The organism is Nonomuraea terrae (assembly GCF_044465245.1).
Classification (GTDB): Bacteria; Actinomycetota; Actinomycetes; order Streptosporangiales; family Streptosporangiaceae; genus Nonomuraea; species Nonomuraea terrae.
Genome location: NZ_JBITLL010000004.1, coordinates 816,436 through 841,384, shown reverse-complemented (window position 1 = coordinate 841,384; position 24,949 = coordinate 816,436). Strand labels below are relative to the sequence as shown.

Sequence of the window (24,949 nt, the reverse complement as noted above, 5' to 3'; positions counted from 1 at the left end):
GTTGTACTCGCCCACCACACCGCCTTGTCAAGGAGGACGTTTCATGCGTTGGCTGGACGTGCGCCGACACAGCTTGACCAAGAAAGGTGCGATACGCGGCCGGGGATCCCATCTGTCGGCTGACGGCATCGCCCTGGCCCGTTTCATCGGTTCTGGAATCGGCCCCTACGAGCGCGTCGTCACCAGTTCGTCCCCACGAGCGGTCGAGACCGCCGTCGCGATGGGGTTCGCCGTCGACGACACCATGGAGATGCCGTCAGGCTACGTCTCCGGAGAGATCCCCCGGCATGCTCAGTGGGAATGGACCGAGCCGTACCGGCAGATCGCGGACATCATCCGGAAGGGCCGTGCCGCGGCGGCCGTGGCCGAGACCCACCGTACGATCTGGGCGGAGACGGTGGCTGGTGTCGCGGAGGGCGGGTCCGCGCTGTTGATCGGGCACGGAGGGGCGATCGAGCTGGCGTTGGTAGCGTGTTTGCCGGACGCTCCGCACGACACGTGGGGAACGCCGTTCGCACACTGCGATGGCGTTCGCCTCGGCTTCACCGATGGGCACTTTGTCGGCGTTGAGTTCTTCCGGGCGCCGCAGCGTCATCCCCGGCCGGACTGAAGATCGCTGCGGACGGCTGGAGCACTAGGAGCCGGGGGCGCACCGGTAGACCTCGCCGTAGCGCTTCTGCGCAACCCGCATAAGCTCCACCAGATCCTTGATCCCATCCCGCCCTTCGGCGACCCGGGCGAGATAAATGGTGATCAGTTGCTCTTTGTCGTCGCACTGGAACTTCGCGACTACTCGATAGGGCTGGTCGGCAAAGGGCGAGGACGTCAGATATGCGGCCAGGCCGTCCCCGAGGTCGGCCGGAAGCGTGACGCCGCCATGTCTTCTGTAGACCTGTCGCCTGTCATCGAGGACAAAGTCCAGCTGCTCGCGCGGCATCCCCTCGCCTTCCTGCATCCACCGCACTTCCAGCGGGCGCGGGGTTGTGTCCGGTGCCCAGCAGTCGCCATCCCTTCGGCTGCCGTCTGTCTTCTCTGTGAGAGGCTCGGTCACTCCGCTGACCAGGCGAAATGCTTGTTCAGGGATGAGTCCGCAGACGTAGGGCGCAGAATCGGTGATCGGCTCTTGGGCTGGGGCGGGCGTGGAGGCGATGTCGGTCTTCGGGGTGCATGCTGCGGCGAGCCAAACCAGGGCAGCCAGCGTGGCTGGATGGGCGCGCCTCATCTGTTGCCTCCAGACGAGGGAATCTGAAGCCCGAGATAGTCGTCTACCTGACTCGTCGTGCGGAAGCTGCTGCCGAAACGATCGAGCAAATCGCTGCTTCCTCCTGATTCCCGAGCCCACGTAAGGAATCGGCTGTAATCCTGCGGACTCATCTCGGCAAAAGACTTGATCGAAGGCGGATTTCCGGTCGCAAATGACTTCTGCTCCAGATCGATATTGTCGAGCAGGCCCTTGTTCAGCATGGCCGTGGCGAGCATCTGTTCTGCGAGTCTCTCCACCGCTTGCCGGTTGTCCCGCACCGTTTGATGCGTCTCGTCCAAGGCCCGCGCGGACATTCTCCGGGCGACATGGTCGGCGAGATCGTCGTGCGCGGCCCCGGCGAGCTTCTCGTACCCGTTGCCGAGCAGTTCACCGAAGGCGCCGGTGGCGAGTCGGCTCGCCCACGTGGCTCCCGGCACCGGCAGCAGCCCGATCGCGTCGCTCACCATGGTCGTGAGTTCCTTGTCCGCCTCTTTGTCGTCCATCCCTTGGGCGATCAGTACCTGGCGGCGGGTCTCCACGATGTGGTTGAAGGGGCGTGCCTCTTCCACGATCCGGTCTGTCAGGAACTCCTTGACGTCGTCCTTGGTGATCCGGCCATCCCCGTCGAGGTCGAAGCGTTCGACGTCGGCCTGCGTGAAACCGAGGTGTTCGGCGTTGGCAGTGGTGAGGCCGACCGGGGGGACGGTGTCGAGGGCGGCGCGCATGTGTTCGGTCTGGGCTCTGATCAGGGCTTCGAATCCGGCGTCGTTCGAGGTGGCCAGGGCCAGGGCGTAGGACATGTCCTCGGGGGTGACCTTTTCGAAGGTCGCGCGGTTCAGGTAGAGCCGGGAAAGCTGGTCGATGTTGGCGGCGAGCGCACGGGCCAGAGGGAGGCTCAACGGCGTGTAGCGGTCGAACGAGTCGCGGTCTCTGATCTCCAGGTTGCCGGTTCCGGACGTGGCGAAGGCGCCGCGGACCTCGTCGGCGAGGAGCTTGGCCAGCTCGGCGGCCAGCTTCCTGGAGGTCGCGTCCTGACCGGTCGTCGCGGTCACCAGCAGCTCGTTGAACGGCGTGTGGTCGCCCCAGTGGCGGGCGGCGTCCCACCGGGTGGTCAGCAGGTGGTCGAGCACGGACTCCTGCCACCCGGCAGGGGTGTGGGCGAGCAGCGCCTGGGAGGTCTCGCGGCTGTACTTCGCCGCGTGGAACAGGTCGTCGACCACCGATGAGGTCATGGCGCCCAGGTGCGTACCGGGTCGAAGCAGGGTGCCGAGGCCGAGCGCGCCGGCCAGATCCGCGACGGGCAGTCGCCTGCCGCCGAAGAGGTGCCCGAGCGCGTCGTCGCTCGCCGCCCAGGCGTCCTGGCGCTGCTCGTACTCGTGGACGATCACGTCCCGCCCGACGACCTCCATGAACTCCTTCGAGTACGGCGGCCTCCCGTCGTGGGCGCGCCAGATGAGCGCCTGCGCCTGATACCCCGAGTACGTCGTGCCGCCCACCCTGTGCTGAGCCCGGCCGTGTTTCACCAGGTCCGCGAGGAAACCGGGGTCGGTGGCCGTGGCCAGAGCCGTGCTCAGCAGGAGCAGAGCCTTCTTGCCCTGGCCGGAGAGCCGGCCCAGGAGGGCCGCGTCTCCACGGGCCTTGGCGTCGCGCAGCCGCACGGCGAGCGCGCCGGGCAGCCGGGTCACCCCGGCTGCGCCCAGCACACCCAGGAACGTCGTGGCGAACGCCGCATCGCCGGTTCGCGACGCGTAGCTCAAGAGCTCGGCCAGCGCCGCGGTGTCCCCGTCGGCGGCCTTCAGCGCGGCACGCCCCGCCAGCGTCCCGTCCAGCAGCCCCTGGGTCGCCTCCAGGCCGTCGGGCAGCTCCAGGTAGCTCCCGGCCGGGGTGCTCCTGCCGAACGTGACCTGCCGGCGCTGCAACTCGTGGACCAGCCTCTGCCGCCGCCGCAGGTCCTCGGCCTGCGCGGTGGCCCGCCCGGCCAGCTGCCGCAGTCGCACCGCCGGAGACGGGTCCAGCCCGGCGCCGCGCAGTTCGTGGTGCAGGGCCTGCGCCAGCGCCTCCAGCCGCGCCGCCGCCTCGGTGTGCCTGCTCGCCATCGTGTCGAAGTCGGGCAGCCTGACCCCGGAGAACTCCGTCATGCCGGGTCCTGGAGCGCGGCGTTCGCGCTGTGCACGGCCTCTTCGAGCAGCTCCCGCAGCTCCCGCTGGTCGGCGTGGACCTGGGCGGCGAACCGGGCGCCCGCCGGCCCCACCCAGGCGCCGTTCGCCATCAGGCGGCACGAGCTGTGCAGCGCCCACCAGTGCTCTTCCGACAGCCGCCGGATCCGCTCCACCACGGCCCGCGTCACGGTGATCCCCTTGTGCGTGTGAGCGGGAGAACGGCGCCCTCCCACGGATTCACACGCTAATCAACCCCACATCAAAAGACCAAGGTCCATGGACGTGAAAGTTATCGGGCCATGCGAATTTCGCTCGACGAATTATCTGACAAAAGCGAGCTCGGCGGATTTTCCCGAATTACGCATCACGTTTCTCGCGGTCAGCGTCGCCATGCCGATGCTGATCACTGCGCCGGCCGCCACCGCCGTGAGGAACCCCTGTGACGCCTCGGCGAGGCCGAGCGCCAGCAATGCGCCCGCGGCGAGCCAGGCGAGGGTGGTGCAGATGGCCGCTAGGGCGAGCTGGATGCCGCACGCTCGTACGTCGGGCGCGAACCCGGGAGCCCGGGCCGCGATCGTGGGCGCGAGCAGCACCAGCGCCAGCATGATCGGGACGACGAAACCACCGGCCATCGCATCGCCCAGCGGCCCGGCGGGGGATCGGGCAAGCCGGTGGAAGACGATGAAGAACACCCCCGCCAGAGCGGTCGCGACCAGGACGGACAGCAGAACCCGGCGCGCCGCCTCGCGCGTGACCGTGCCGGAGCCGAGCAGCGCCGGGAACGCGGTGGTCGCCAGGGGCGCCAGGGACAACAGGCCGAGCACGCCCGCCACGACGAACAACGACGTCGCGGTCTCGGCGAGCCGCTGCGCGATCGAGCCGTGGTCGGCCGCCAGGGCCCAGACGCCGCGCAGGTTCGTCGCGTCACTCACGCCAGGGGTCCACAGCAGGACCAGGGTGTACGCGGCGAAGGGCAGCGCCAGCCCCGGCGGGACCCGGAAAGGCGTGGCCCCGGGGATGCGCCGGCGATGCAGCCACGCGTCGGCGGCGCCCCCGGCCAGGTCGAAGAGTGTGCGCGGGCGGACCGGCCGCGCGGCGACCAGGTCGGCGACCTCGTCACCGTAGCGGCGCCGCCACGGCTGCGGATAGAGGTGGAGCAGCAGGGCGGCGAGCAGGCGCATCACGCCACCCCCCAGGCGAGCCCCGCGCGCCGCGCGCCGGCCTGCTCGACGCGGCGCAGTGTGGCGAGCTGCTCGCCCAGCGACTCCCGCCCCGCGTCGGTGATCCGGTACGGCTTGCGCCGCTCGGTCGTCTCGACGCGCTCGATCCAGCCGCGCTCCTCCAGCCGCATCAGCGCCCCGTAGAGCGTGCCGGGCTCAAGCGACGTGCCCGAGAACTGCTCGATGTCGCTGATCATCCGGTAACCGTGTTTCTGCCCCTCGGCGAGGCTGATGAGCACGAGCAACGCCACGTCCGTGAAGCGCCCGAGCTCGGGGGTTCTCCGTGCCATGTATTCAGTAAAACTTAGTAAGTCCTACTGAGCAAGTCCCATGGTCGCGGCCGTCAGCCGCATCGAGTGGTCGAACGCCGCCCGGCGATCCTCGATCGTGCCGTTGAACTGGCCGAACACCTCGAAGCTGAGCCAGCCGTACAACGCCGTCCAGGCCGCGACGGTCTGCCAGACCACGCCGTCGGGGACTCCGGGCATGTGCTCGCGCACGCCGGCTGCCTCCCCTTCGAGCTCGGCCGGCGGCTCGATCGCCGGAGCCCGCATCGCGCCCGCGCGCCAGGCGTCCGAGACGATCCCGCCCAGCACGGTCACGTCCCGGACGCGGGCGGCGATCGTGTCCTGCGGCGCGTGGTAGCCGGGCACGGGGGAGCCGTAGAGCAGGGCGTACTCGTGCGGGTGCGCCACGGCCCAGTCGCGCAGCGCGTGGCAGGCCGCCAGCCACCGCCCCGCGAAGTCGTCGCGCGGGCAGGCGGCCTCGGCCCGCTCGACGGCCTCGCCGATGGCGTTGTAGCCGTCGATGATCAGTGTGGTGAGCAGGTCGTCGCGGCTCGGGAAATAGCGGTAGATGGCCGAGGAGACCATGCCCATCTCCCTGGCGACGGCCCGCAGCGACAGGCCGCCGGCGCCGTCCGTGGCGAGCTGACGGCGTGCGATGTCGGTGATCTCCCTGATGAGCTCCGCCCTGACGCGTTCTCTGGCGGTACGGCTGGCTGTCATGCTCAGCAGGCTACCAGAGCGGTGCAAAGAAACGAGAGCACCGCTCTTGACGAATGCCGCTCTCATGAGAGAGCATTGCTCTCGTAAGCGAACGGCAGTCACCACCATGGAGTGCTCACATGATCACCCTCGCCAAGAACGCCAACGCCCTGCTGATGTTCCTGCTGGAACTGGGCGTGCTGGCCTCCGTGGCCTACTGGGGCTTCACCGTGAGCCCCCATTGGGGGGTCAAACTGCTGGCCGGCCTCGGCGGCCCGGCGCTGTTCGTGGCCGCCTGGGCGCTGTTCGGGGCCGGCGGCGGCGCGAACGCCACCTTCCCCCTCACCGGTCTGGCCCGCGCCGCACTGGAGATCGTCTGGTTCGGCGGCGGCGCCCTCGCGCTCTACGCCTCCGGCCTGGTCACCTCCGCCGCCGTCTTCGCGGCGCTCTTCGTCGTCAACGCGGTCCTCCGCATCTTCTGGAACGAGGTCTGAACATGGGCAAGCACGTCGTCGTCGGATCCGGTCAGGTCGGCACCCACCTGGCCCGCAAACTCCTCGCCCGCGGACACGAGGTCACCGTCGTGACCCGCTCCGGCAGCGGCCCCGACGGGGCGGTCAAGGTGGCCGCCGACGTCGCCGACCAGGCCCGGATGATCGAGATCGCGCGCGGGGCCGACGCCCTGTACAACTGCGTCAACCCGCGATATCACCGCTGGCTCACCGACTGGCCGCCGATGGCGGCGTCGTTCCTGGCCGCCGCCGAGGCGAGCGGCGCCGCCCTGGTGATCCTCGGCAACCTCTACCCGTACGGGCCCGTCCCGGTGCCCATGACCGAGGACCTGCCGCTCGCCTCGACCAGCCCCAAGGCCCAGGTGCGGGCCCGGATCTGGCAGGAGGCACTGGCCGCGCACGAGGCCGGCCGGATCAGGGCGACGGAGGTGCGCGGCTCCGACTACTACGGCCCCGGCGCGACCGACCAGTCCTATCTGGGTGACCGCTTCCAGGTGCCGCTCAGGGCGGGCAAGACCATCCCGCTCATCTGGCCGGGCGACATCCCGCACAGCTGGACGTACCTGCCCGACGTGGCCGACGCGCTGATCATCGCCGGCACCGACGAACGGGCCTGGGGCCGTGCGTGGCACGTGCCGACCGCCGAGCCGCTGACCTTCCGCGAGATGGGGGACCGGATGGCCGGCCTGCTGGGCCGGTCCGCGCCCCGGTACATGCGGATCCCGTGGCCGGCGCTCAGGGCGGCCGGGCTGTTCTCGCCCATGCTGGGGGAGATGCGACACATCCGGTACCAGTTCACCGCGCCGTACGTGCTGGACTCCTCTGCCTTCCAGCGCACGTTCGGCATGGCGCCCACCCCGGTCGGCGAGGCGCTGAAAGCTACGCTCGACGTGTGAAGATAGCCATGATCGGCCTCGGCGACATCGCGGAGAAGGCCTACCTGCCGGTGCTGGCGGCCCAGCCCGGCCTCGACCTCCACCTGTGCACCCGTAACACCGAGCGCCTGGCGCGGCTGGGCGACGCGCACCGGATCGCCGCCCGGTCCACCAGCGTGGACGACGTGCTCAAGGCCGGGGTCGACGCGGCGTTCGTGCACGCCGCCACCGAGGCCCACCCCGAGATCGTCGAGCCGCTGCTGGCCGCGGGCGTCCACGTGTACGTCGACAAGCCCATCGCCTACACCCTGGCCGAGTCGGAGCACCTCGTCAGCCTCGCGCGGGCCGAGGGCCGGTCGCTGATGGTCGGCTTCAACCGCCGTCGCGCCCCCGGCTACGCCGCCCTCGCGGCCCTGCCCCGCCACCTCGTGGTCATGGAGAAGAACCGCGACAACCTGCCCGACCGGCCGCGCCGGGCGGTCTTCGACGACTTCATCCACGTGGCCGACACCCTGAGGTTCCTCGTCCCCGGCGAGGTCACCGGCACCACGATCAGGACCCGCGTCAAGGACGGCCTGATCGAGCACATCGTCCTGGAGCTGTCGGGCGACGGCTTCACCGCGCTCGGCGTGATGAACCGGGTGAGCGGCGCCTCCGAGGAGAGCTGCGAGGTCATGGGCGACGGCGTCAAGCGGCGCGTGGTCAACCTCGGCGACGTCGTCGACTACCGGGGCGGCGAGACGCTCGCCCGGCGGCCCGACTGGGTGCCGGTCGCCCGGCAGCGCGGCATCGAGCAGGTCTGCCTGGAGTTCCTCACCGCCGTGCGTGACGGCCGCCGCGTCGACGCCGGCGACGCGCTGGCCAGCCACGCGCTCTGCGAGGAGATCGTCAGCCAGGCCGCCTGAGCCGCATCTCCCGGTCGGCCCTGGCGAACATCCGCTCGAACGGCCTGCCCCCCAGCCTGGTCAGCACGGTGTAGCCCTTGTCGTCCTTCATGGGGCTGGAGGACGACACGATGCCCGCCACCGCGCCGCCGTACAGCGCGGGGCCGCCGCTGCCGCCGGCGGCGGCGTGGCAGTTGCGGGTGACCATCAGCCCCGGGCCCTTGGAGACGGCCTCGACGGTGTCGCCCAGGCACCGGTAGAGCGCGGTGCCCGGGTAGCCGCGGCCCATCGGGTAGCCCAGCAGCTCCAGGCCGCGCAGGTTGGTGCCCCTGGTGGTGCGCATGGCCTCCAGGCCCCGCCCGGTGACCGCCTCCAGCGGCCGCTTGCCGCGTTCGACGCCGACCAGGCCGACGTCGTACGGCAGCAGGTCGGCGGAGTACGGCCGGCTGCGCCAGCGGGCCGGCACCCACGCGCGCACGACCGGCCAGACGCCGAGCGGCGGCCTTCCCCGGTCGTAGGCCGGCAGGAACGCCAGCCGCTTCAGCATCCGGCCGTTGTGGTAGAGACAGTGGGCCGCGGTCAGCACCAGGCTCCGGCTGCGTGAGTTGATCACCGTGCCCCCGCAGAGCACGTCGGTGCGGGTCGCCGGGTCGCTGCCGAGCAGCACCCCCGTCAGCCGCCGCGCCCCCGTGTAGGGGCGCGGGACCGGCGCGTAGCCCAGGCGGTCGCCGTCGGGGGTGATGACGCGGGGGACGGGGACGTTGCCCTGGGACACCTCGGCGACGGCGGCTGGATCGAGCAGGACCAAAGACAGCACCAACCTGAGCACGATCACACTCTACGGCGACCATGATCAGTGCTCTGACCTGCGCGGTCCAATGTTTACCTCAACTTGTGTACGCCGAACCCGCCGCACGCAACCGGGCGTGCACCGACTCGTACACGGTCGTGGCACCCAGGTATGCCTTGGGCAGTTTCGCGACCATCGTGTAGTTGGTGTCGCACACGTTGCCCACCGGCGCCTGCCCGGCCTGGCTGACGAGCTGGTAGGCGTCGAGGGTGTCCAGCCCGGTCAGCTCCGAGGTCCAGGTGACCAGGTCGTGCTGGCTGATCCGGTACGCGTCCTCCAGCGGCCGGGCCGAGCCGGTGGACATCACGTGCAGGTCGTCCTCCATCCGCGGCCACGGCGTGGCCACGCCCTTGATCAGCTCGACCGCGACCACGGTGTTCATGGCCGACTCCACGGCGGTGCCGCAGACCTCGCCGTGCCCCTGCAGGCCGTGGCCGTCGCCGATCGAGAACATCGCGCCCTCGACGTTGACGCCCAGGTAGACGGTGACACCGGCGCGCAGTTCCGGGGTGTCCATGTTGCCGCCGTGCGCGTCGGGCGTGATCGTCATGCGGGCCTCGTTCGCGGCGGGGGCCACGCCGACCGTGCCGTGCATCGGGTCGAGCGGCAGCTCCACGCTGAAGTCGCTCTTGCGGGCGTGGTAGACGGCCACGTTCCTGTCGAGGTCGATGTCGTAGCGCCACACCCGCTCCTCCAGCGGCGGGTGCAGCATGGCGGTGGTGTGGGTGGTGGTCAGCGCGCCGAAGTGCGGGAACGTGGTCGACACCGCCCAGTCACGGGCCGGGGTGATCTTGACGAAGTGCAGGGCCAGCGTGTCGCCCGGCTCGGCGCCCGTCATGTGGAACGGCCCGGTCACCGGGTTGAGGAACGGGAACTCGCACACCCGCGACGGCAGGTCGTCCACCGTCCGGACCCGTCCGCCGAAGCAGTCTTCGGTGTACAGCTCCATGATCGTGCCAGGCCGTACCTCGGCGACCGCCTGGCGGCCACCGAAGGTGTAGCTCAGCTCTTCGGGAGAGGGGCGGTACGACAAGACGCTCACTGAACCTCCGACGGTAGGACGGGACGGCGGCCGGACGCGTACGAGGCCGCGAGGACGATCAGGCCGACGACCAGCCAGAGGCCGCCGACCCAGTGGGCCGCGACGTTCTGGTTGATCACGACGGCGACCAGGACGGCGAAGCCGATCGCGGGCGCGACCAGGTGCGCCCAGTAGTTCGTGCTGCGCCGCCGCACCACGTAGTGGACCACCACGGCGATGTGCAGCAGCAGGAAGGCGGTCAGGGCGCCGAAGTTGACCAGCGAGCTCAGCTCGCCGATGCCCTGCGCCCGGGTGCTCATGAAGATGCCGATGACCAGGGAGATCCCGGCCACGAGGAAGGTCGCGTTGACCGGCACCCGGTGCTTGGGGTGCACCTTGGCGAGGAACGCGGGCAGCTGGCGGTCGCGGGCCATGGCGTACAGCAGGCGCGAGGTGGCCGCCTGGGCGACCAGGGAGTTGGCGAAGCCCCAGGCGATGGCGGTGGCCACGGCGGTGAGCACCGACAACCACGCGCCTCCGGCGTACGCGGCGGTGTTGTAGAACGCCTGGCCGTCGGCGTCGCCCTGGGCGATCAGCCGCGCCCGGTCCGGGGTGAGCAGCGCCGCCACCCACGTCTGCACCACGAACAGCACGGCGGCCAGGGCCAGCGCGGCGACCATGGAGCGGCCGAGCCGGCGGGCGTCCTCGCGGCTCTCCTCCGCGAGCGTGGAGATGCCGTCGAACCCCAGGAACGACAGCACGGCCACCGACGCCGCCGCGAACACCACGCTCCAGGTGAACGACGATGAGTCGAAGAACGGCGTGAACGCGCCCGTCTGCGCCTTGCCGTGGGCCAGCGCGACGCCGCCGACGACCAGGAAGATCGCCAGCACGACCAGCTCGGCGACCAGCATGACGCGGGTGATCTTGACCGTCATCTGGATGCCCAGGTAGTTGACCACGGTATTGAGCACCACGAACGCCACCACCCACCCCCAGACCGGGATCACCGGGATGAAGGTGTTCATGGCCACGCTGGCGATCAAATACAGCAGTGACGGCACGAGCAGGTAGTCGAGCAGGATCGACCACCCCGCCATGAACCCGACGGGCGCGGCGATCCCGCGGCCCGCGTAGGTGTAGACCGAGCCCGCCATCGGGAAGGCCCGCGCCATCTGGGCGTACGACAGCGCGGTGAACGCCATCGCGACCAGGCCGACCACGTAGGCCAGGGCGACCATGCCGTGGGAGGTGGCGAAGACGTTGCCGAAGATGCCGAAGGGGGCGATCGGCACCATGAAGATCAGGCCGTAGATCATCAGGTCGGCGAAGCTCAGGCTCCGCTGGAGTTCCTGGCGGTAGCCGAACTCTTCGATTGAGCTCATCGAGCGGCTCCTCGGGTGCGTGTGGGGCGATACGCACCTTAGAGGAAAATTTTTCTATCGAAAAGTTTTCTGTAGAAAGAATTGCAATCCGTCCGCCCTGCCGAGGTGGACCGGGTGGCGCACCTGGCGGTTCGCCAGCGTGAGCGTGCCCCGGGCGCTGGTGATCGCGGTGCCGTCGGCGACCGCGTCGAGCTCCGGAACGGCCAGGGAACCGGCTCGGGCGGACAGGGCGGCGAGCACGGCGACGGCCTCGTAGCAGCCGTGGCCGTGGGCGTTGAGCATGGGGGCGTCAGGGCCGAACCGGGCGGCGTACCGCTGCGCGAAGCCGATCCCCGCCTCGGTCGGCAGGGCGTGGAAGTAGCCCATCGACGCGTACAGCTCACCGGTGGCGTCGCCGCCGATGGCCAGCAGGCCGTGCTCCTCCAGCGCCCCGCACAGCCGCGCAGCCCGCAGCCCGGCCGCCGCGTACGCCCGGTTGAACGCCACCAGGTCGCTGCCGATCAGCGTGAGCAGGATCGCGTCGGGACGGGCGTCGGCCACCCGCTCCAGCCACCGCACGGCCTCGCCGTACCGGACGAAGCTCTCGCCCACCACGCCCGCGCCTGCCGCGTGCAGCCGCCGGCGGGCGCTGGCGTGCACCAGGCGCGGCCAGATGTAGTCGTTGCCCAGCAGATACCAGCGGCGCGCCCGCCGCGCGCCGGCCAGCCACTCGATGCCGGGCGCGAGCTGCCGCCCGGGGGTCTCGCCGAGGAAGTAGACGCCCGGCGCGTGCCCCCCGCCCTCGTACGGCGGCGCGTAGACGAACGGCACTCGCCCGGCGATCGCGGCCACCACCGCCAGGCGCACGTCGCTGGCGTGGGCGCCCGCCACCGCCGCGACGGTCCCGGTGCGGACCAGCGCATCGATCTCGGCCGCCACCTCGGGAGCGGGCCGGCCGCCGTCGATGAGCACCAGCTCCACGGGCCGGCCGAGGACGCCGCCGCGGGCGTTGACCTCCTCGGCGGCCAGCAGGGCGCAGTTGATCGCGCACGGGCCCATCAGGCCGAGCACGCCCGAGACGGGAACGACCAGGGCGATTCTCACCGAGTCGGAAGGAAGGAGCCGCGCTTCGAGCGGATCGACGGTCGCCGCCACCTGACGAGTATCCTCCTTGGTAGCCCCCCGACGAAAGGACCCCCCTCATGACCGTCTCCGGCCTCGGGTCCTCACTCGCCTACCAGCTCAGTCGTGCGGAGCGCAGCGTCAACCGGGGGCTGGCCGCGGCGCTGGCCGGCGAAGACCTCACCGTGGAGCAGTGGCGCATCATGAGGGCCTTGGCCGACGGCCGGGGCGAGTCGATGGGGGAGCTGGCCGAGGCGGTGCTGATGCCGCACCCGACGCTGACCAAGGCCGTCGACCGGCTCATCGACCGGGCGCTGGTCTACCGGGGGCCGGCCAAGGGCGACCGGCGACGGGTGGCGGTGTTCGTCTCCGAGCGGGGGGCCGAGCTGCTCGCCCGGGTCGACGGCGCGGTGGCCGAGCAGCAGGCGGTGATCGCCGGCGTCTTGGGGCGCGAGCGCACCGCTCAGCTCATGCGGGATCTGGAGAGCCTCGTGCGGGCGCTCGACGAGACCGACCTCAAGGTCTGACTCCCGCGGCCGGCGGGCGGACGAGCCGAGCGCTCACCCGTGCTCGCTCTTCTTGGCCCTGTCGGCGGCGACCGCCACCGCGACGCCGGCCACCGCCACCCCCAGATAGCCCCACAGGGGCAGCTCTCCCACCACCCGGTGCAGGAACCCCCACTCGCGGTCGAACCACATGCGGCCGATGAACCCGCCCAGCCCCTGGACGATGGCGATGAAGGCGATGACGCCGAGAATCCCTCTCATGGCGACCACCCTCGCACCACGGGGCCCGCCCCGGCGTCGAACCTTGGGCGAGCCCCGTGCTACTAAAGTCGCTCAACCCGTGTTCACGGGTAGAGGCCGCGCATCTGGTGCGCCTCGGCCACCCGGCCCACGCCGATGACGTGGGCCGCCTGCCGCAGCGTCAGGCCGCGCTCGGCGGCCAGCGACCGCACGTCGGAGAACGCGCCCAGCATGAGGTCGCGCAGCTTGACCTCGACCTCGCCGGAGCCCCACGAGTAGGCCTGCATGTTCTGCACCCACTCCAGGTACGACACGATCACCCCGCCCGCGTTGGCCAGGATGTCGGGCACGACCGTGGTGCCGGCCGCGGCGAGGATCTCGTCGGCCTCGGGCGTGGTGGGCCCGTTGGCGCCTTCGACGATCAGCCGGGCGCGGACCCGGGGCGCGTTGACCTCGGTGATCGCGCTCTCCATCGCGGCCGGGACGAGCACGTCGACGTCCAGTTCCAGCAGGTCGTCGCGGTCGAGCGCGTCGGCGTGGTGGAAGCCGCGCACACCCCCTGTCTCGGTGGCGTACGCGCGCAGCCGGGCCACGTCGAGGCCGCCGCGGGCGTGGACCGCGCCGGTGACGTCGGAGACCGCGACGATCTTGCAGCCGGCGTCGGACAGGTACTGCGCGGCGAGCGCGCCCACCTTGCCGAAGCCCTGCACGGCCACGGTGACGCCCTCGGGCGAGCGGCCGAGCGCGGCCAGCGCCGCGATCTGCACGCCGCGCGAGGTGGCGCCCGTACGGCCGAGCGAGCCGCCGAGCGTGGTCGGCTTGCCGGTGACGACGCCGGGCACCGAGTAGCCCGCGCTCACGCTGTAGGTGTCCATGATCCACGCCATCGTCTGCTCGTCGGTGCCGACGTCGGGCGCGGGGATGTCCTTCTCCGGGCCGATCAGCGGCATGATCTCGCTGACGTAGCGCCGGGTGAGCCGTTCCAGCTCGCGGGTGGTGAGCCCGGCCGGGTCCACGGCCACGCCGCCCTTGGCACCGCCGTACGGGATGCCGACCAGGGCGCACTTCCACGTCATCCACATGGCGAGCGCGGTGACCTCGTCGAGGTCGGTCGTGGGATGGAAACGCAGGCCGCCCTTGGCGGGGCCGCGTGAGACGTTGTGCTGAACCCGGAAACCCTGGACGACGTCGAGCCGGCCGTCCTCACGGCGCACCGGGACCGAGACGGTCAGGGAGCGGCGGGGCGTGGCCAGCATCGTGCGGAGCCCGTCGTCGAGCCCGAGATGCCCGGCGGCCTGGTCGAACTGGTGAAGAGCGGAATCGAGCGCTTGGCGACCTGGAGTGATCAGGGCCGGCGTCGTTGACGGCACCATGATGCTCATGGAAGAGAATCCTCCTGTTATTTGCGCCCGTTTGGCGGGAAAAGCGCCATTGCCTTTCCCATTTGGGCGCACTTGTTACGATCATCCTAGAGCGGGGCGTTTGACCTTGCTAGTTGTTGCCGGAAAATCCAAGCCGGTGATCAGGCGCCGCCGACCGTGCCACTCTGGCAGTGTCGCAGGCGAGAGTGTGCCGGATCGTCGAATCGGGGGGTCGAATGCCCGCACTCGTGGTGGGGCCGCTGCTGCGTCACGTCGATTCGGCCAGCGCCTCGATCTGGGTGGAAACCGCCGATCCCTGCACGGTCGCCGTCGAGGCGGACGGCAGGACTTACCGGTCGCCTACCTTCACCGTGCACGGTCACCACTACGCGATCGTGGATCTCGTTGAGTTGTCCCAGGATATCGCGTCGTATTCCGTCACGCTCGACGGGGAGCGCGTATGGCCGCAGGCGGGTCGGCCGCCGAGCCGGATCAGGCTGCCGCGCCAGGAAGGGGGGCGCCGGCTGGCGTTCGGCTCGTGCCGCACCAGCGTCCCGCACGACGCCGCACACGTACGCACGCACGGCCACGACGCGCTGCGCGCCTACGGCCTGCACCTCGCCGAGTCGGGCGACGAGGAATGGCCCGACCTGCTGCTGCTCCTCGGCGACCAGGTCTACGCCGACAGCCCCTCGCCCGAGATGCTGGACTTCATCCGCTCCCGCCGGGACACCGAGCCGCAGGGCGAGATCGCCGACTTCGAGGAGTACGCCGAGCTCTACCGCCGGGCGTGGACCGAGCCCGAGATCCGCTGGCTGCTGTCCACCGTGCCGACCGCGATGATCTTCGACGACCACGACGTGCGCGACGACTGGAACACCTCGCAGACCTGGCGCGAGCAGATGGCCGCGACGCCGTGGTGGCGGCGCCGGGTGGTGGCCGGGCTCGGGGCGTACTGGATCTACCAGCACCTCGGCAACCTCTCGCCGGCCGAGCGGGCCGAGGAACCGCTGCTGCGCATGCTCATGTCCGGCGAGGGCGACGCCGACGCGGCGCTCGACGCGTTCGCCGAGAAGGCCGACGCCGAGCCGAGCAGCAACCGCTGGAGCTACGCCCGCGACCTCGGGCCGGACCGCCTGATCATGGTGGACACCCGCTGCGCCAGACAGCTCACCCCCGGCGACCGCCGCATGCTCGACCCGGTGGAGTGGGCCTGGCTGGAGGAGCAGGTCAGGCGGCCGGCCGAACGGCTCATCATCGGCTCGTCGATCCCCTTCCTGCTGCCCGAGGGCGTGCACGGCGTGCAGAGCTGGAACGAGGCGCTGTGCGACGGCAGGTGGGGGCCGGTCGTGCGGCGGTGGTCGGAGACGTTCCGGCAGGCCGTCGACCTGGAGCACTGGGCGGCCTTCCGCAGGTCGTTCGACGACCTTTCCCGGCTGCTGGTCGAGGTGGGGCGGCCGGTGCTGATCCTCTCGGGCGACGTGCACTTCTCCTACCTGGCCGAGGCCGGCGCCGGCCGCATCCACCAGATCGTCTGCTCGCCGATCCGCAACCCGCTCGGCCCGCTGCTGCGCTGGGCCAACGTGGTCACCCAGTTCGGGATCGCCACGCTGGTGGGCGGCCTGCTCGCGCGCCTGGCGGGCGTCCCGCGGCCGCCGTTCCGGTGGCGGATCACCAAGGGCCCCTGGTTCCAGAACGCCGTCGGCACGCTGACCCTGCCGGGCCACGTCACCTGGTACGCCGCCAACGGGAAAACCGTCGAACGGATCGACTCCGCCGATCTACGCTGAACCTTCGTGAACGCTGATCCGCTCTCCGCCGCCGTCCCGTTCTACGACCTCCTGCACGAGGACGGGCACGTGCTCGTCCTCCGCGAACTGCTGCCGCCGCTGCTGGCCGGCGTGCGGCACGGCGTCATCGAGATCGGGGCGGGCACCGGCCTGATCACCGAGGTCATCGCCCGCTCGACCCCCGGCGAGATCTACGCGCTGGAGCCGTCGCTCGGCATGCGCTCCGTGCTGCTCTCGCGGCTGGCGGCGGATCCGGGGACGCGCCGCCGCGTGACCGTGCTGCCGTGCGGCGCTCTCGACGCGGAGGTGGACGGGCCGGTCGAGGCCGCCGTGATGATCTCGGTGCTGCAGAGCTTTCCCGCCGCCGAACGGGCCGAGCTGTGGCGGGTGCTGGCCCGGCAGCTGCGGCCGGGCGGGCGGCTGGTGTTCAACTGGCGCGACCGTCCCACGCCCGTGCCAGGAACACTGGAGCCGGTGGGCTCGTACGACGTCGGGCGGCACACGTACGAGATCGCGGCGCAGGTGCTGGGCGTCGCGGGGGAGAGCGTCACGTCGCGGTTCGTCTACCGGGTCAGGCAGCGCGGGGTGGTGATCAGCGAGGACGAGGTGGTCAGCACGAACCACTGGCCGTCGACCGGGGTGCTGGCGTCGGAGCTCAAAGAGAGCGGGTTCAGCTGGTCACCGGCGCCCGAGGGGATGCAGGTGTGGCACCTGCCCGGTTGACGCGACCGGGCGAGGCGCCCGCAGCTCCGAAGACCGGGCGCCGGGATGACCACCCGGACGGTGACCGGGCGCCGTGACGGCGCCCGGTCGGTGCGCCCGAGGAGCGTCTCCCTGGACGGGGCCCGGCCATGGACGGCGGATGGGGCCCGCCCGGCGGAGCCGTAAGAGAGTTAAGGGTTCTTGAGCTCGTAAACGGCGTCGGCGAGCTGGTCGATCGCCCAGTGGAGGTCGTCCTCGGAGACGACGATGGGCGGAGCCAGGCGGATCGTGGAGCCGTGGGTGTCCTTGGCCAGCACGCCGCGCTTGAGCAGCGCCTTCGACACCTCACGCCCGGTCGCGATCTCCGGGTCGATGTCGACGCCGGCCCACAGCCCGCGCCCGCGCACCTCCACCACGCCCTTGCCGACCAGCTCGCGCAGCCGCGCGTGCAGCACCTCCCCGAGCTTGCCGGCCCTGGCCTGGTATTCGCCGGTGTTCAGCAGCTCGATGACGGCGATGGCGACCGCGCAGGCCAGCGGGTTGCCGCCGAACGTGGACCCGTGCTGCCCCGGATGGATGATCCCGAGCACGTCGCGGTCGGCCGCGATGGCCGAGACCGGCACGACCCCGCCGCCGAGCGCCTTGCCCAGCACGTAGATGTCCGGCACGACCCGTTCGTAGTCGCAGGCGAACGTCTGGCCGGTGCGGCCGAGGCCCGACTGGACCTCGTCGGCGATCATCAGGATGCCCTCGGCCGTGCACAGCTCGCGCACGTCGGTGAGGTAGCCGTCCGGCGGCACCAGCACGCCCGCCTCGCCCTGGATCGGCTCGACCAGCACGGCCACGGTGTTGGCGTCGATCGCCTGCCGGATCGCCTCGGCGGAGCCGTACGGGACGATCCGGAAGCCCGGCGTGTAGGGGCCGAAGTTGTCGTGGGCGTCGGGATCGGTGGAGAAGCTGACGATCGTGGTGGTACGACCGTGGAAGTTGCCCTCCATCACGATGATGTTGGCCTGCCCGGGCTCGACGCCCTTGACCTCGTACCCCCACTTGCGCGCCACCTTGATGGCGGTCTCGACGGCCTCGGCGCCGGTGTTCATGGGCAGGACCATGTCCTTGCCCGTCAGGTCGCCGAGCCCGGCGCAGAAGCGCGCGAACTGGTCGTGGTAGAAGGCCCGGCTGGTCAGCGTCAGCCGGTCGAGCTGCTCCTTCGCGGCGTCGATGATCTTCTGGTTGCCGTGGCCGAAGTTGAGCGAGGAGTAGCCGGACAGGCAGTCGAGATACCGCCTGCCGTCCACGTCGGTGACCCAGGCGCCGTGCGCCTCGTGGATCACCACGGGCAGCGGGTGGTAGTTGTGCGCGCTGCGGCGCTCACTCAAATCGATCAGCTCTGCGCTGGTGGTCATGTCAGTTCTCCCCCCTGATCTCCAGTGTGCAGCACTTGGGACCCCCGCCTGCCTTGCGCAGCTCCGACAGATCGACGGGGATCACCTCGTAGCCACGCCGCTTGAGCTGCAGTTGGAGATTCGACGCCTCGGCGTTGACGACCACGTTCGTGCCGTCGCTGACCGCGTTGAGGGCGAGCACCTCGGCGTCCTCGGCGGTGGCGAACACCGCGTCGGGGAACATCCGCCGCAGCACCTCCCGGCTGCCGGGGGAGAAGGCCTCCGGGTAGTACGCGACGTTGTGCCCGTCGAGCGGGAACAGCGCCGTGTCGAGGTGGTAGAAACGCGGGTCGACCAGGGTCAGGGAGATCACCGGCCGGCCCAGGAACTCCTGCGCCTCCTGGTGGGCGACGACGTCGGTGCGGAAGCCGGTGCCGGCCAGGATGACGTCGTCGAGAGTGAGGAAGTCGCCCTCGCCCTCGTTGACACGGGACGCCTCCAGCGTCGGGTAGCCGCGCTCGGCGAACCAGCGCAGGTACGCGGGACCCTCGGCGGCGCGCTGCGGAAAGGCGAAACGGGCGCCGTACACCCGGCCGTCCACCACCAGGGCGCCGTTGGCGGCGAACACCATGTCGGGCAGCCCCTCGATCGGGTCGATCAGGCTCACCCGGTGACCGAGCTCCTCGTACGCCGCCTTCAGGCTCTCCCATTGCCGGACCGCGACGTCGCGGTTCGCGCCCGACTCGGGGTGCATCCACGGGTTGATGGCGTACTCGACCGCGAAGTGGTCGGGGCGGCACATGAGGAAGTGTTTGGGCATGCAGGCTCCATCGCGCAACTGAGCAGGGGAAATGCAGGGAACAGCCTAGGAACGCCCTGATGCGCGGGCCAAGAGGGTGATATTGCGCGTTCGCGCAGGTCTGTTGCGTCTGTCAGCCGGTGACCGCTGTTTCGTTGCGCGCGTCCGGCACGGCCCCCGGAGGCGTGTCGACCAGCCTCGACAGCACGATGGAGCTCTTGGTCCGCACCACGAACGACTCGGCCGCGATGCGCTCGATCACCCGCTCCACGTGGCCCACGTCGGTGGCCCTGATGTGCAGCAGCGCGTCGGCCTCACCGGTGATCGTCGCCGCCGCCACCACCTCCGGGTAGCGGGAGACGGCCAGCGCGATGTCGGACGGCTTGGTCTTGCCCTGGCAGAACAGCTCGACGTACGCCTCCGTCGTCCAGCCGAGCGCCTGCGGCGCGACCCGGGCGCTGAACCCCGTGATCGCCCCGCTCTCCCGCAACCGGTCGACCCGCCGCTTGACGGCCGACGCGCTCAGCCCCACCTGGTGGCCGATCTCGGCGTAGGTGGCGCGGGCGTCGTCGACGAGTGCCGCGATGATGTCACGATCGAGCCGGTCCAGTTCCACGCGCCCTGTATACAGCGTGGCCAGGCAGGCGCGCGACGCGGGAGACTGGGCGCGCTGACATGTGAAGGAAAGGTACGCGCGAGGATGAGTTTCCCCGATGGTTTCGTGTGGGGGGTTTCGACGTCGGCTTTCCAGATCGAGGGGGCGACGTCCGCCGACGGCCGTGGGCCGTCGATCTGGGACGCGTTCCTCGCCGATCACGCCGGGGCGTGCGACCACTACCACCGCTACCGCGACGACGTGGGGCTGATCCGGGACCTCGGCGTCTCCGCCTACCGGTTCTCGGTGAGCTGGGCGCGGGTTCTCCCCGACGGCGAGAAGGTGAATCCGGCCGGGCTCGACTTCTACGACCGGCTGGTGGACGAGCTGCTCGGCGCGGGCGTCGCGCCGTACGCGACCCTCTATCACTGGGACCTGCCGCAGGCGCTGGAGGACCTCGGCGGGTGGCCGTCCCGCGACACCGCCCACCGCTTCGCCGACTACGCCGCGGCCGTGCACGAGCGGCTCGGCGACCGCGTGGACACGTGGTTCACCCTGAACGAGCCGTGGGTGGCGGCCTTCCTCGGCTACGGCGCCGGCCGCCACGCGCCCGGCCGCACCTCGCCCGCCGACGCCTTCCGCAGCGCCCACCACCTGCTGCTCGCCCACGGGCTCGGCGCCCGGGCGCTGCGCGCGGCCGGCGCCGCGAAGGTCGGCACGGTGCTCAACATCTCGCCCGTCATGACGCCCGCCCAGGTCGGCGACCCGGCCAGGCCGCTCGCCGAGGAGGACGCCGAGGCCGTGGCCAGGATCGACGTGCTGGCCAACCGGCAGTTCCTGGAGCCGCTGCTGCGCGGCGCCTACCCCGACGAGCTGCTGCCGGTCGTCGAGCGCGCCTGCGGCGATCTCGGCCACGTGCGCGACGGCGACCTGGAGATCATCAACCAGCCCCTCGACCTGCTGGGCGTCAACTACTACACGCCGCTGGTCGTGCAGGCCCAGCCCAGCGAGCCCGCCGACCCCGCGTGGCCGGGCAGCGAAGGCGTCCTGTTCTGCACGGTTCCCACCGCCGTGACCGCCATGGGCTGGCCCATCGTGCCCGACTGCCTCACCAGGCTGCTGCGCCGCCTGTCCGGCGAGTACCCGGACCTCGACCTGATGGTGACGGAGAACGGCGCCGACTTCGTGGACGTGGTCACCGGCGACGGCATCCACGACGTCGACCGCGTTCACTTCCTGGAAGAGCACCTGCGGGCCGTGCGCTCGGCGATCGACGACGGCGCGCGGGTGCGCGGATATCTCGTCTGGACGCTGCTCGACAACCTCGAATGGGCCGACGGCTACCGGCGCAAGTTCGGGCTCTACCACGTCGACTTCGCCACCCAGCGGCGGCGGCCCAAGGACAGCGCGCTGTGGTACCGCGACGTCATCCGACGCGGCGCCCTGCCCCCGACCCGGCCGAAACGGCCCACCCTGGAGACGGTGGCCGCCCGTGCCGGGGTGTCCAGGGCCACGGTCTCCCGCGTGGTCAACGGCGAGGCGGCGGTCAGCGCGCAGGTGCGGGCCGCCGTGCTGCGCGCGGTCAACGAGGTCGGGTACGTCCCCAACGCGGCCGCGCGCAGCCTCGTCACCCGCCGGACGAACGCGGTGGCCCTGGTGCTGTCCGTGCCGCGGCCGGGCGGCGACGCCCTCACCGCCGCCGTCGTCCAGTACGTCACCAGCGTGCTGGAGGGCGCCGGCAAGCACATCACGCTCATGCTCGCCGACACCGCCGAGAGCCACCGGCGCATCGTCGCCCACGTCGAGGCCGGGCAGGTCGACGGCATCGTGCTGCTGCCGCCCGAGCGGGCGGACACGCTCGCCGAGCGGCTCGCGCGCACCGGGGTGCCGGTCGTGCTGCTGGGCAAGCCGGCGATCACGTCGCTGGTGCCGTACGTGGACGTCGACAACGCCGGCGGCGCGGTGGCGGCGACCGAGCACCTGCTGGCCGCCGGCCGCCGCCGCATCGGCATGGTCTGCGGACCCATGGACCTGGTCACCGTCCAGGACCGCCTGGAAGGACACCGGGCGGCGCTGGCGCGTGCCGGGCTCCGCCCGCACCTCGCCTTCGCCGACCTCACCCGCGACTCGGGGGCGGCGGCCACCCGGCGGTTGCTCGCCGACGACCCGTCACTCGACGCCGTCTTCGCCGCCACCGACCAGCTCGCCGTCGGGGCGCTGCGCGGGGCGCGGGAGGCGGGCCTGCGGGTGCCGGAGGACCTCGCGGTCGTCGGCTTCGGCGACGGCGACGCCGCCTCGGCCACCACCCCGGCGCTCACCACCGTCCGCGTCCCGGTCGCCGACCAGGCGCTGGCGCTCGCCCGGCTGCTGCTGTCCCGGCTGGAAGGCCGGTCCACGACCCCGGTGGTGCTCCCCACGCGGCTGGTGGTGAGAGAGTCGGCATAGCCCGCTCGGCACGGCGGGTCCCCGGCTTAGCATCGAAGGCAGGACCCGGGGAGGGCAGATGCGTTTCTTCCGCGAACACGACACTCCCACCGATCCCGGCGACGAGGTCACCAGGATCGCGCCCGCCGTCGCGTACGACGGAGACCTCTACCGCCTGCCCGACTGGGCGCAGCGCCGCCGCGAGGAACGCGAGCTCGGCCGCTCTCACGCCGCCGAGGGCCAGATCGACACGCTCACCCTGCAGACCGGCAGCGTGCCGCGCTTCCACGAGCTGGAGGACGAGCGCCTGGCGGAGATGGCCAGGATCGAGGAGCTCACCGAGCAGGAGATCCAGCGGGCGCGGGCCGCGTTCGAGAGCCAGAGGATCCGCCTGGCGGAGTCGCAGCGCACGTTCGGAGAGGCCAGGAAGGCTCTGGAGGACAGCCGGCGGCGGGTCGCCGAGCTGGAGCAGCCCAGCAGGCGGCCCGGCGACGGCCGCCCCAGCTCCATCGCGATCACGGGCGGGCACTGGCCCGCCGTGCGCCGCTGGTTACCCGCCGCGCTCCTGCTGACCCTCCTGGTGATCGTCGAGGTGCCCATCCTCTACCAGGTCATCCTGAGCTGGGGCGACAGCGTCGCGATGACCGCCCTGCTGGCCGCCGGCGCCGCCCTCGTCATGCTGGTCGCCCCGCACATGTACGGGCGGGCGTTCCGCTCCTGGCAGGAGAACGGCAGCCCGGCCAAGGGCCGCTGGCTGCTCATCGGCGTCGCGCTGGTCTGGCTCGGGCTCATCCTCGCGGTCGCGGTGCTGCGCCGGGACGCCCTCGTCCGGCCCCTCGTGGTCGACGGGCAGGCGATCGGGCCGGCCTCGGAAGGCGTCGGCCGGCTGCCCACGATGGTGCTGCTGCTGGCTTTGCTGATCGCCACCGCGCTCATCGCCGCCGACCTCGGCCGCCGCATGCACAACCCGAACGACCGCCGCCTGTTCGAGCTGCGCGCCAAACGCGACGCCGAGGCCGAGGCGTGCGCCGCCGCCCAGGTCGCCTACCAGGCCGACGCGGGATACGCCGAGAGCATCGCCCAGTACCTCCAGGGCGCGGACCGGCGGCGGGCCGGGCGGCTGCGGCAGCTCGACAGCGGGTTCGACAGCCTCGCGACCGCCTACCTCGGGGGAGTGGTGGAAGGGCTGAAGGACCCCGAGGCGGCGAGCTGGGCCGAGCGCATCGTGCTGCGCCGCCGTACCCGGTCCTGAGGCTTCACAGCAGGTCGACCGTGCCGGCGCCGGCCGCCTCGAACGCCTCCCGCCAGAACGCCTCCAGCTGCGGGAAACGGTCGGGGCTCGCCGTCCGTCCGCGCAGGAAGCCGTGGACGGTCACGGTGTAGCCGGTCATGTCCGGCAGCAGGCGGGCCTCGCGCAGCTGCTGGATCTTCTGGCGGCGGGCGTCCTCGGTGAGGTCCAGGCGGTTGACGTCGAGGTCGCCGCGGTTGTTGATCAGGTCGCTGAAGACGACGATCTGGTGCGGCATGTCCGGCCGGCGTTGCGCGGTGAGCTGCTTGGCCAGGTAGCGCAGCGCGCCGAGCACGTCCGAGCCCTCCCCCTCCGTCGGACAGTCGAACAGCTGGACGGCCCTCGGCAGCACCTGCGAGATGCGGTGCTCCCTGACACGCTCCTCCACGACGGGGTTGTCGTTGGGGTTCTCGGCCGGGGTGGCGGCGATCGGGACGGGGTCCTGACGGCAGGTGCTGCTCTCGGAGCTGCCGGTGACGGCCGCGAAGCCGATCCAGTCGCAGCCGCGGGTGAAGGCGGGCAGCTTGGAGGTGACGTCGTTCCTGGAGGTGGCGGGGTCGGCGTAGCTGGTGGAGTCGACGATCACGCCGCAGACGGCGCCCGACTCCGTCCCGCACGCCACGACCCCGGAGAGGACCAGCGTCATCGCCCCCGCCACTGCCCCGACCCGCCGCCCCAACCCGGCCGGCGCCGGCTTGCCGGCGCCGATGTCGCTGTCCTCAGGCATCGTCCGCCTTCCTCGTCGCAGGAGCGTCGTCGCCCTCTTCGGAGCCGTCTTCGGGGCCCTTTTCCGGGCCCCTTTCCGGGCCGTCTTCAGTGGCCTGTCCGGAGGCTTCGTGGTCGGGTGCGGTGAGTTGGGCGCGGGGGTGCGCGGGCATGACCTCCGCGTGCCACACCTCGATGCGCTGCTCCACCTCACGTAAGATCCGCGCGATCTCCTCGCGGCCCGGGCCGGCCGCCGCGCCGCCGCCCGGGGCGTCGACCGCGATCACCTCGCCCTTCCACAACGACGGGATCTCCTCCCGCCGCGGATGGGCCTGCAGCACCCCGCTCTTGTACGCCGCGATGAGCTGCTCGGCCCTGGCGTGCACCGCCTCCACCTCGTGGTCGCGCTCGGCCAGCGCGTTCTCCCACTCCTGGGTCAGGTGCTCCAGCCGGGCCCTGGCGCCCTGCACGCCGGCGTTCGACTCCTCGACCACGGCCCGCCGCCGCGCCTCCGCCCGCCGCGTCCTGGCCTCCGCGATCGAGATGAACTCGTCACCGTTCGCGTCGTGCCCGTTGGCGTACCCGGCCGGCTGGGGGCGGGTGTCGCTGCGGCCCAGCTCGCGCAGGATCACCTCCCGCTCGCGCAGTGCCCGCTCCAGCAGCGCCGTACGCCGCGCGGCCAGCCGCCGGTCCACCTCGGTGATCTGCTCGCGGGCCCGGGCGCGGATCTCGGTCACGTACGCGGGCTGGAAATCCGGGTCCGTGAACTCGCCCAGCGGGTGGCTGCGGGCGTCCTTCCTCCCCTGACGGCGGGCCTCCTCCCGCTCGGCCAGCGGGTCGCCCCGATTGAACAGCCGCGACAAGAACGCCATCCGCGTCTCCTGGCTCCGACCGGCACCCGGCTCACATGTCCCTGAA

26 protein-coding genes are annotated in these 24,949 nt (G+C 71.4%); 9 read left to right on the top strand and 17 right to left on the bottom strand.

Going from position 1 to position 24,949, the window contains the following annotated elements; genetic code table 11:
• The first annotated feature begins 43 nt into the window (after window positions 1-43).
• On the top strand, window positions 44-610 hold the full coding sequence (locus tag ACIBP6_RS22155; protein ID WP_397054859.1) for a histidine phosphatase family protein: 567 nt from the start codon (window positions 44-46) through the stop codon (window positions 608-610).
• A 24-nt stretch (window positions 611-634) separates the two neighbouring features.
• Here ACIBP6_RS22155 and ACIBP6_RS22150 read toward each other — a convergent pair whose 3' ends face one another.
• The 6 genes from ACIBP6_RS22150 to ACIBP6_RS22125 form a co-directional block, all read right to left on the bottom strand.
• Window positions 635-1,222, bottom strand: a complete 588-nt coding sequence (locus ACIBP6_RS22150) for a hypothetical protein (RefSeq protein WP_397054858.1) — start codon at window positions 1,220-1,222, stop codon at window positions 635-637.
• The gene (locus ACIBP6_RS22145; protein WP_397054856.1) at window positions 1,219-3,381 is read right to left on the bottom strand and encodes a hypothetical protein; all 2,163 of its coding nucleotides are present in this window, start codon (window positions 3,379-3,381) and stop codon (window positions 1,219-1,221) included. Before ACIBP6_RS22145 ends, ACIBP6_RS22150 begins: the two co-directional genes overlap by 4 nt.
• Window positions 3,378-3,590 carry a hypothetical protein gene (locus ACIBP6_RS22140; protein ID WP_397054854.1) on the bottom strand — a complete coding sequence of 71 codons (213 nt, stop codon included), beginning with the start codon at window positions 3,588-3,590 and terminating at the stop codon, window positions 3,378-3,380. The genes ACIBP6_RS22145 and ACIBP6_RS22140 overlap by 4 nt, the downstream gene beginning before the upstream one ends.
• Window positions 3,591-3,722: 132 nt before the next feature.
• Window positions 3,723-4,583, bottom strand: a complete 861-nt coding sequence (locus ACIBP6_RS22135; protein ID WP_397054853.1) for a hypothetical protein — start codon at window positions 4,581-4,583, stop codon at window positions 3,723-3,725.
• Complete coding sequence (locus tag ACIBP6_RS22130) at window positions 4,583-4,912, bottom strand: PadR family transcriptional regulator (RefSeq protein WP_397054851.1); 330 nt, start codon at window positions 4,910-4,912, stop codon at window positions 4,583-4,585. The genes ACIBP6_RS22135 and ACIBP6_RS22130 overlap by 1 nt, the downstream gene beginning before the upstream one ends.
• A gap of 24 nt (window positions 4,913-4,936) precedes the next feature.
• Window positions 4,937-5,629, bottom strand: coding sequence for a TetR/AcrR family transcriptional regulator (locus ACIBP6_RS22125; protein WP_397054849.1), 693 nt, complete (start codon window positions 5,627-5,629; stop codon window positions 4,937-4,939).
• A 119-nt stretch (window positions 5,630-5,748) separates the two neighbouring features.
• Here ACIBP6_RS22125 and ACIBP6_RS22120 point away from each other — a divergent pair, with 119 nt between their 5' ends.
• From ACIBP6_RS22120 to ACIBP6_RS22110, 3 genes are read left to right on the top strand one after another with little or no spacing between them, the layout of a single operon-like run.
• A complete protein-coding gene (locus ACIBP6_RS22120; protein ID WP_397054847.1) occupies window positions 5,749-6,102 on the top strand; it encodes a YrdB family protein in 354 nt (117 codons plus the stop codon).
• Window positions 6,103-6,104: 2 nt separating this feature from the next.
• A complete protein-coding gene (locus tag ACIBP6_RS22115; protein ID WP_397054846.1) occupies window positions 6,105-7,016 on the top strand; it encodes an NAD-dependent epimerase/dehydratase family protein in 912 nt (303 codons plus the stop codon).
• Entirely contained in the window at window positions 7,013-7,900 is an 888-nt protein-coding gene (locus ACIBP6_RS22110) for a Gfo/Idh/MocA family protein (protein ID WP_397054844.1), read from the top strand. The genes ACIBP6_RS22115 and ACIBP6_RS22110 overlap by 4 nt, the downstream gene beginning before the upstream one ends.
• On the opposite strand, the gene ACIBP6_RS22105 is transcribed toward ACIBP6_RS22110, so the two are convergent.
• The 4 genes from ACIBP6_RS22105 to ACIBP6_RS22090 are packed head-to-tail and all read right to left on the bottom strand — an operon-like array spanning window position 7,884 to window position 12,269.
• Window positions 7,884-8,708 (bottom strand): trypsin-like serine peptidase, encoded by an 825-nt coding sequence (locus ACIBP6_RS22105; RefSeq protein ID WP_397054842.1) that lies wholly within the window; start codon window positions 8,706-8,708, stop codon window positions 7,884-7,886. The two genes, ACIBP6_RS22110 and ACIBP6_RS22105, sit on opposite strands and share 17 nt — an antisense overlap.
• A gap of 58 nt (window positions 8,709-8,766) precedes the next feature.
• Complete coding sequence (locus tag ACIBP6_RS22100) at window positions 8,767-9,771, bottom strand: acetamidase/formamidase family protein (protein ID WP_397054840.1); 1,005 nt, start codon at window positions 9,769-9,771, stop codon at window positions 8,767-8,769.
• On the bottom strand, window positions 9,768-11,135 hold the full coding sequence (locus ACIBP6_RS22095) for an APC family permease (protein WP_397054838.1): 1,368 nt from the start codon (window positions 11,133-11,135) through the stop codon (window positions 9,768-9,770). Before ACIBP6_RS22095 ends, ACIBP6_RS22100 begins: the two co-directional genes overlap by 4 nt.
• A 54-nt stretch (window positions 11,136-11,189) precedes the next feature.
• Complete coding sequence (locus ACIBP6_RS22090; RefSeq protein ID WP_397054836.1) at window positions 11,190-12,269, bottom strand: substrate-binding domain-containing protein; 1,080 nt, start codon at window positions 12,267-12,269, stop codon at window positions 11,190-11,192.
• A gap of 47 nt (window positions 12,270-12,316) precedes the next feature.
• Here ACIBP6_RS22090 and ACIBP6_RS22085 point away from each other — a divergent pair, with 47 nt between their 5' ends.
• Entirely contained in the window at window positions 12,317-12,763 is a 447-nt protein-coding gene (locus tag ACIBP6_RS22085; RefSeq protein ID WP_397054834.1) for a MarR family winged helix-turn-helix transcriptional regulator, read from the top strand.
• A gap of 33 nt (window positions 12,764-12,796) precedes the next feature.
• On the opposite strand, the gene ACIBP6_RS22080 is transcribed toward ACIBP6_RS22085, so the two are convergent.
• Window positions 12,797-13,003 carry a hypothetical protein gene (locus tag ACIBP6_RS22080; protein WP_132611174.1) on the bottom strand — a complete coding sequence of 69 codons (207 nt, stop codon included), beginning with the start codon at window positions 13,001-13,003 and terminating at the stop codon, window positions 12,797-12,799.
• Window positions 13,004-13,086: 83 nt separating this feature from the next.
• On the bottom strand, window positions 13,087-14,364 hold the full coding sequence (locus ACIBP6_RS22075) for a Glu/Leu/Phe/Val dehydrogenase (protein ID WP_397054832.1): 1,278 nt from the start codon (window positions 14,362-14,364) through the stop codon (window positions 13,087-13,089).
• Window positions 14,365-14,579: 215 nt separating this feature from the next.
• Between ACIBP6_RS22075 and ACIBP6_RS22070 the strand changes: the two genes are divergently transcribed.
• Together ACIBP6_RS22070 and ACIBP6_RS22065 are read left to right on the top strand one after the other, a co-directional pair.
• Complete coding sequence (locus ACIBP6_RS22070; RefSeq protein ID WP_397054830.1) at window positions 14,580-16,133, top strand: alkaline phosphatase D family protein; 1,554 nt, start codon at window positions 14,580-14,582, stop codon at window positions 16,131-16,133.
• A gap of 6 nt (window positions 16,134-16,139) precedes the next feature.
• The gene (locus tag ACIBP6_RS22065) at window positions 16,140-16,856 is read left to right on the top strand and encodes a class I SAM-dependent methyltransferase (RefSeq protein WP_397054828.1); all 717 of its coding nucleotides are present in this window, start codon (window positions 16,140-16,142) and stop codon (window positions 16,854-16,856) included.
• A 170-nt stretch (window positions 16,857-17,026) separates the two neighbouring features.
• Here the strand turns inward: ACIBP6_RS22065 and rocD are convergent, their stop codons facing one another.
• The 3 genes from rocD to ACIBP6_RS22050 form a co-directional block, all read right to left on the bottom strand.
• Window positions 17,027-18,241: an ornithine--oxo-acid transaminase gene (gene rocD / locus ACIBP6_RS22060; protein WP_397054826.1), complete on the bottom strand. Its 1,215-nt coding sequence runs from the start codon at window positions 18,239-18,241 to the stop codon at window positions 17,027-17,029.
• Between the two features lies 1 nt (window position 18,242).
• Window positions 18,243-19,040: a dimethylargininase gene (ddaH, locus tag ACIBP6_RS22055; protein WP_397054824.1), complete on the bottom strand. Its 798-nt coding sequence runs from the start codon at window positions 19,038-19,040 to the stop codon at window positions 18,243-18,245.
• 112 nt (window positions 19,041-19,152) lie between these two features.
• Window positions 19,153-19,635, bottom strand: coding sequence for an Lrp/AsnC family transcriptional regulator (locus ACIBP6_RS22050; protein WP_132611164.1), 483 nt, complete (start codon window positions 19,633-19,635; stop codon window positions 19,153-19,155).
• An 84-nt stretch (window positions 19,636-19,719) separates the two neighbouring features.
• On the opposite strand from ACIBP6_RS22050, the gene ACIBP6_RS22045 reads away from it, so the two are divergent.
• Both ACIBP6_RS22045 and ACIBP6_RS22040 read left to right on the top strand, forming a co-directional pair.
• The gene (locus tag ACIBP6_RS22045) at window positions 19,720-22,059 is read left to right on the top strand and encodes a GH1 family beta-glucosidase (protein WP_397054822.1); all 2,340 of its coding nucleotides are present in this window, start codon (window positions 19,720-19,722) and stop codon (window positions 22,057-22,059) included.
• A gap of 58 nt (window positions 22,060-22,117) precedes the next feature.
• Window positions 22,118-23,290 (top strand): hypothetical protein, encoded by a 1,173-nt coding sequence (locus ACIBP6_RS22040; RefSeq protein ID WP_397054820.1) that lies wholly within the window; start codon window positions 22,118-22,120, stop codon window positions 23,288-23,290.
• Between the two features lie 4 nt (window positions 23,291-23,294).
• Here ACIBP6_RS22040 and ACIBP6_RS22035 read toward each other — a convergent pair whose 3' ends face one another.
• On the bottom strand, window positions 23,295-24,053 hold the full coding sequence (locus ACIBP6_RS22035) for a hypothetical protein (RefSeq protein WP_397054818.1): 759 nt from the start codon (window positions 24,051-24,053) through the stop codon (window positions 23,295-23,297).
• Window positions 24,046-24,903, bottom strand: a complete 858-nt coding sequence (locus ACIBP6_RS22030) for a hypothetical protein (RefSeq protein WP_397054816.1) — start codon at window positions 24,901-24,903, stop codon at window positions 24,046-24,048. The genes ACIBP6_RS22035 and ACIBP6_RS22030 overlap by 8 nt, the downstream gene beginning before the upstream one ends.
• Window positions 24,904-24,949 lie beyond the last annotated feature (46 nt).

Excerpts from the sequence above, each read along its gene's own strand:
- ACIBP6_RS22095 (WP_397054838.1), bottom strand. The coding sequence starts at position 11,135 with ATGAGCTCAATCGAAGAGTTCGGCTACCGCCAGGAACTCCAGCGGAGC.
- ddaH (WP_397054824.1), bottom strand. The coding sequence starts at position 19,040 with ATGCCCAAACACTTCCTCATGTGCCGCCCCGACCACTTCGCGGTCGAG.
- ACIBP6_RS22145 (WP_397054856.1), bottom strand. The coding sequence starts at position 3,381 with ATGACGGAGTTCTCCGGGGTCAGGCTGCCCGACTTCGACACGATGGCG.
- ACIBP6_RS22045 (WP_397054822.1), top strand. The coding sequence starts at position 19,720 with ATGAGTTTCCCCGATGGTTTCGTGTGGGGGGTTTCGACGTCGGCTTTC.
- ACIBP6_RS22130 (WP_397054851.1), bottom strand. The coding sequence starts at position 4,912 with ATGGCACGGAGAACCCCCGAGCTCGGGCGCTTCACGGACGTGGCGTTG.
- ACIBP6_RS22155 (WP_397054859.1), top strand. The coding sequence starts at position 44 with ATGCGTTGGCTGGACGTGCGCCGACACAGCTTGACCAAGAAAGGTGCG.
- ACIBP6_RS22120 (WP_397054847.1), top strand. The coding sequence starts at position 5,749 with ATGATCACCCTCGCCAAGAACGCCAACGCCCTGCTGATGTTCCTGCTG.
- ACIBP6_RS22125 (WP_397054849.1), bottom strand. The coding sequence starts at position 5,629 with ATGACAGCCAGCCGTACCGCCAGAGAACGCGTCAGGGCGGAGCTCATC.
- ACIBP6_RS22080 (WP_132611174.1), bottom strand. The coding sequence starts at position 13,003 with ATGAGAGGGATTCTCGGCGTCATCGCCTTCATCGCCATCGTCCAGGGG.
- rocD (WP_397054826.1), bottom strand. The coding sequence starts at position 18,241 with ATGACCACCAGCGCAGAGCTGATCGATTTGAGTGAGCGCCGCAGCGCG.
- ACIBP6_RS22035 (WP_397054818.1), bottom strand. The coding sequence starts at position 24,053 with ATGCCTGAGGACAGCGACATCGGCGCCGGCAAGCCGGCGCCGGCCGGG.
- ACIBP6_RS22070 (WP_397054830.1), top strand. The coding sequence starts at position 14,580 with ATGCCCGCACTCGTGGTGGGGCCGCTGCTGCGTCACGTCGATTCGGCC.
- ACIBP6_RS22085 (WP_397054834.1), top strand. The coding sequence starts at position 12,317 with ATGACCGTCTCCGGCCTCGGGTCCTCACTCGCCTACCAGCTCAGTCGT.
- ACIBP6_RS22075 (WP_397054832.1), bottom strand. The coding sequence starts at position 14,364 with ATGAGCATCATGGTGCCGTCAACGACGCCGGCCCTGATCACTCCAGGT.
- ACIBP6_RS22135 (WP_397054853.1), bottom strand. The coding sequence starts at position 4,583 with ATGCGCCTGCTCGCCGCCCTGCTGCTCCACCTCTATCCGCAGCCGTGG.
- ACIBP6_RS22150 (WP_397054858.1), bottom strand. The coding sequence starts at position 1,222 with ATGAGGCGCGCCCATCCAGCCACGCTGGCTGCCCTGGTTTGGCTCGCC.
- ACIBP6_RS22115 (WP_397054846.1), top strand. The coding sequence starts at position 6,105 with ATGGGCAAGCACGTCGTCGTCGGATCCGGTCAGGTCGGCACCCACCTG.
- ACIBP6_RS22030 (WP_397054816.1), bottom strand. The coding sequence starts at position 24,903 with ATGGCGTTCTTGTCGCGGCTGTTCAATCGGGGCGACCCGCTGGCCGAG.
- ACIBP6_RS22040 (WP_397054820.1), top strand. The coding sequence starts at position 22,118 with ATGCGTTTCTTCCGCGAACACGACACTCCCACCGATCCCGGCGACGAG.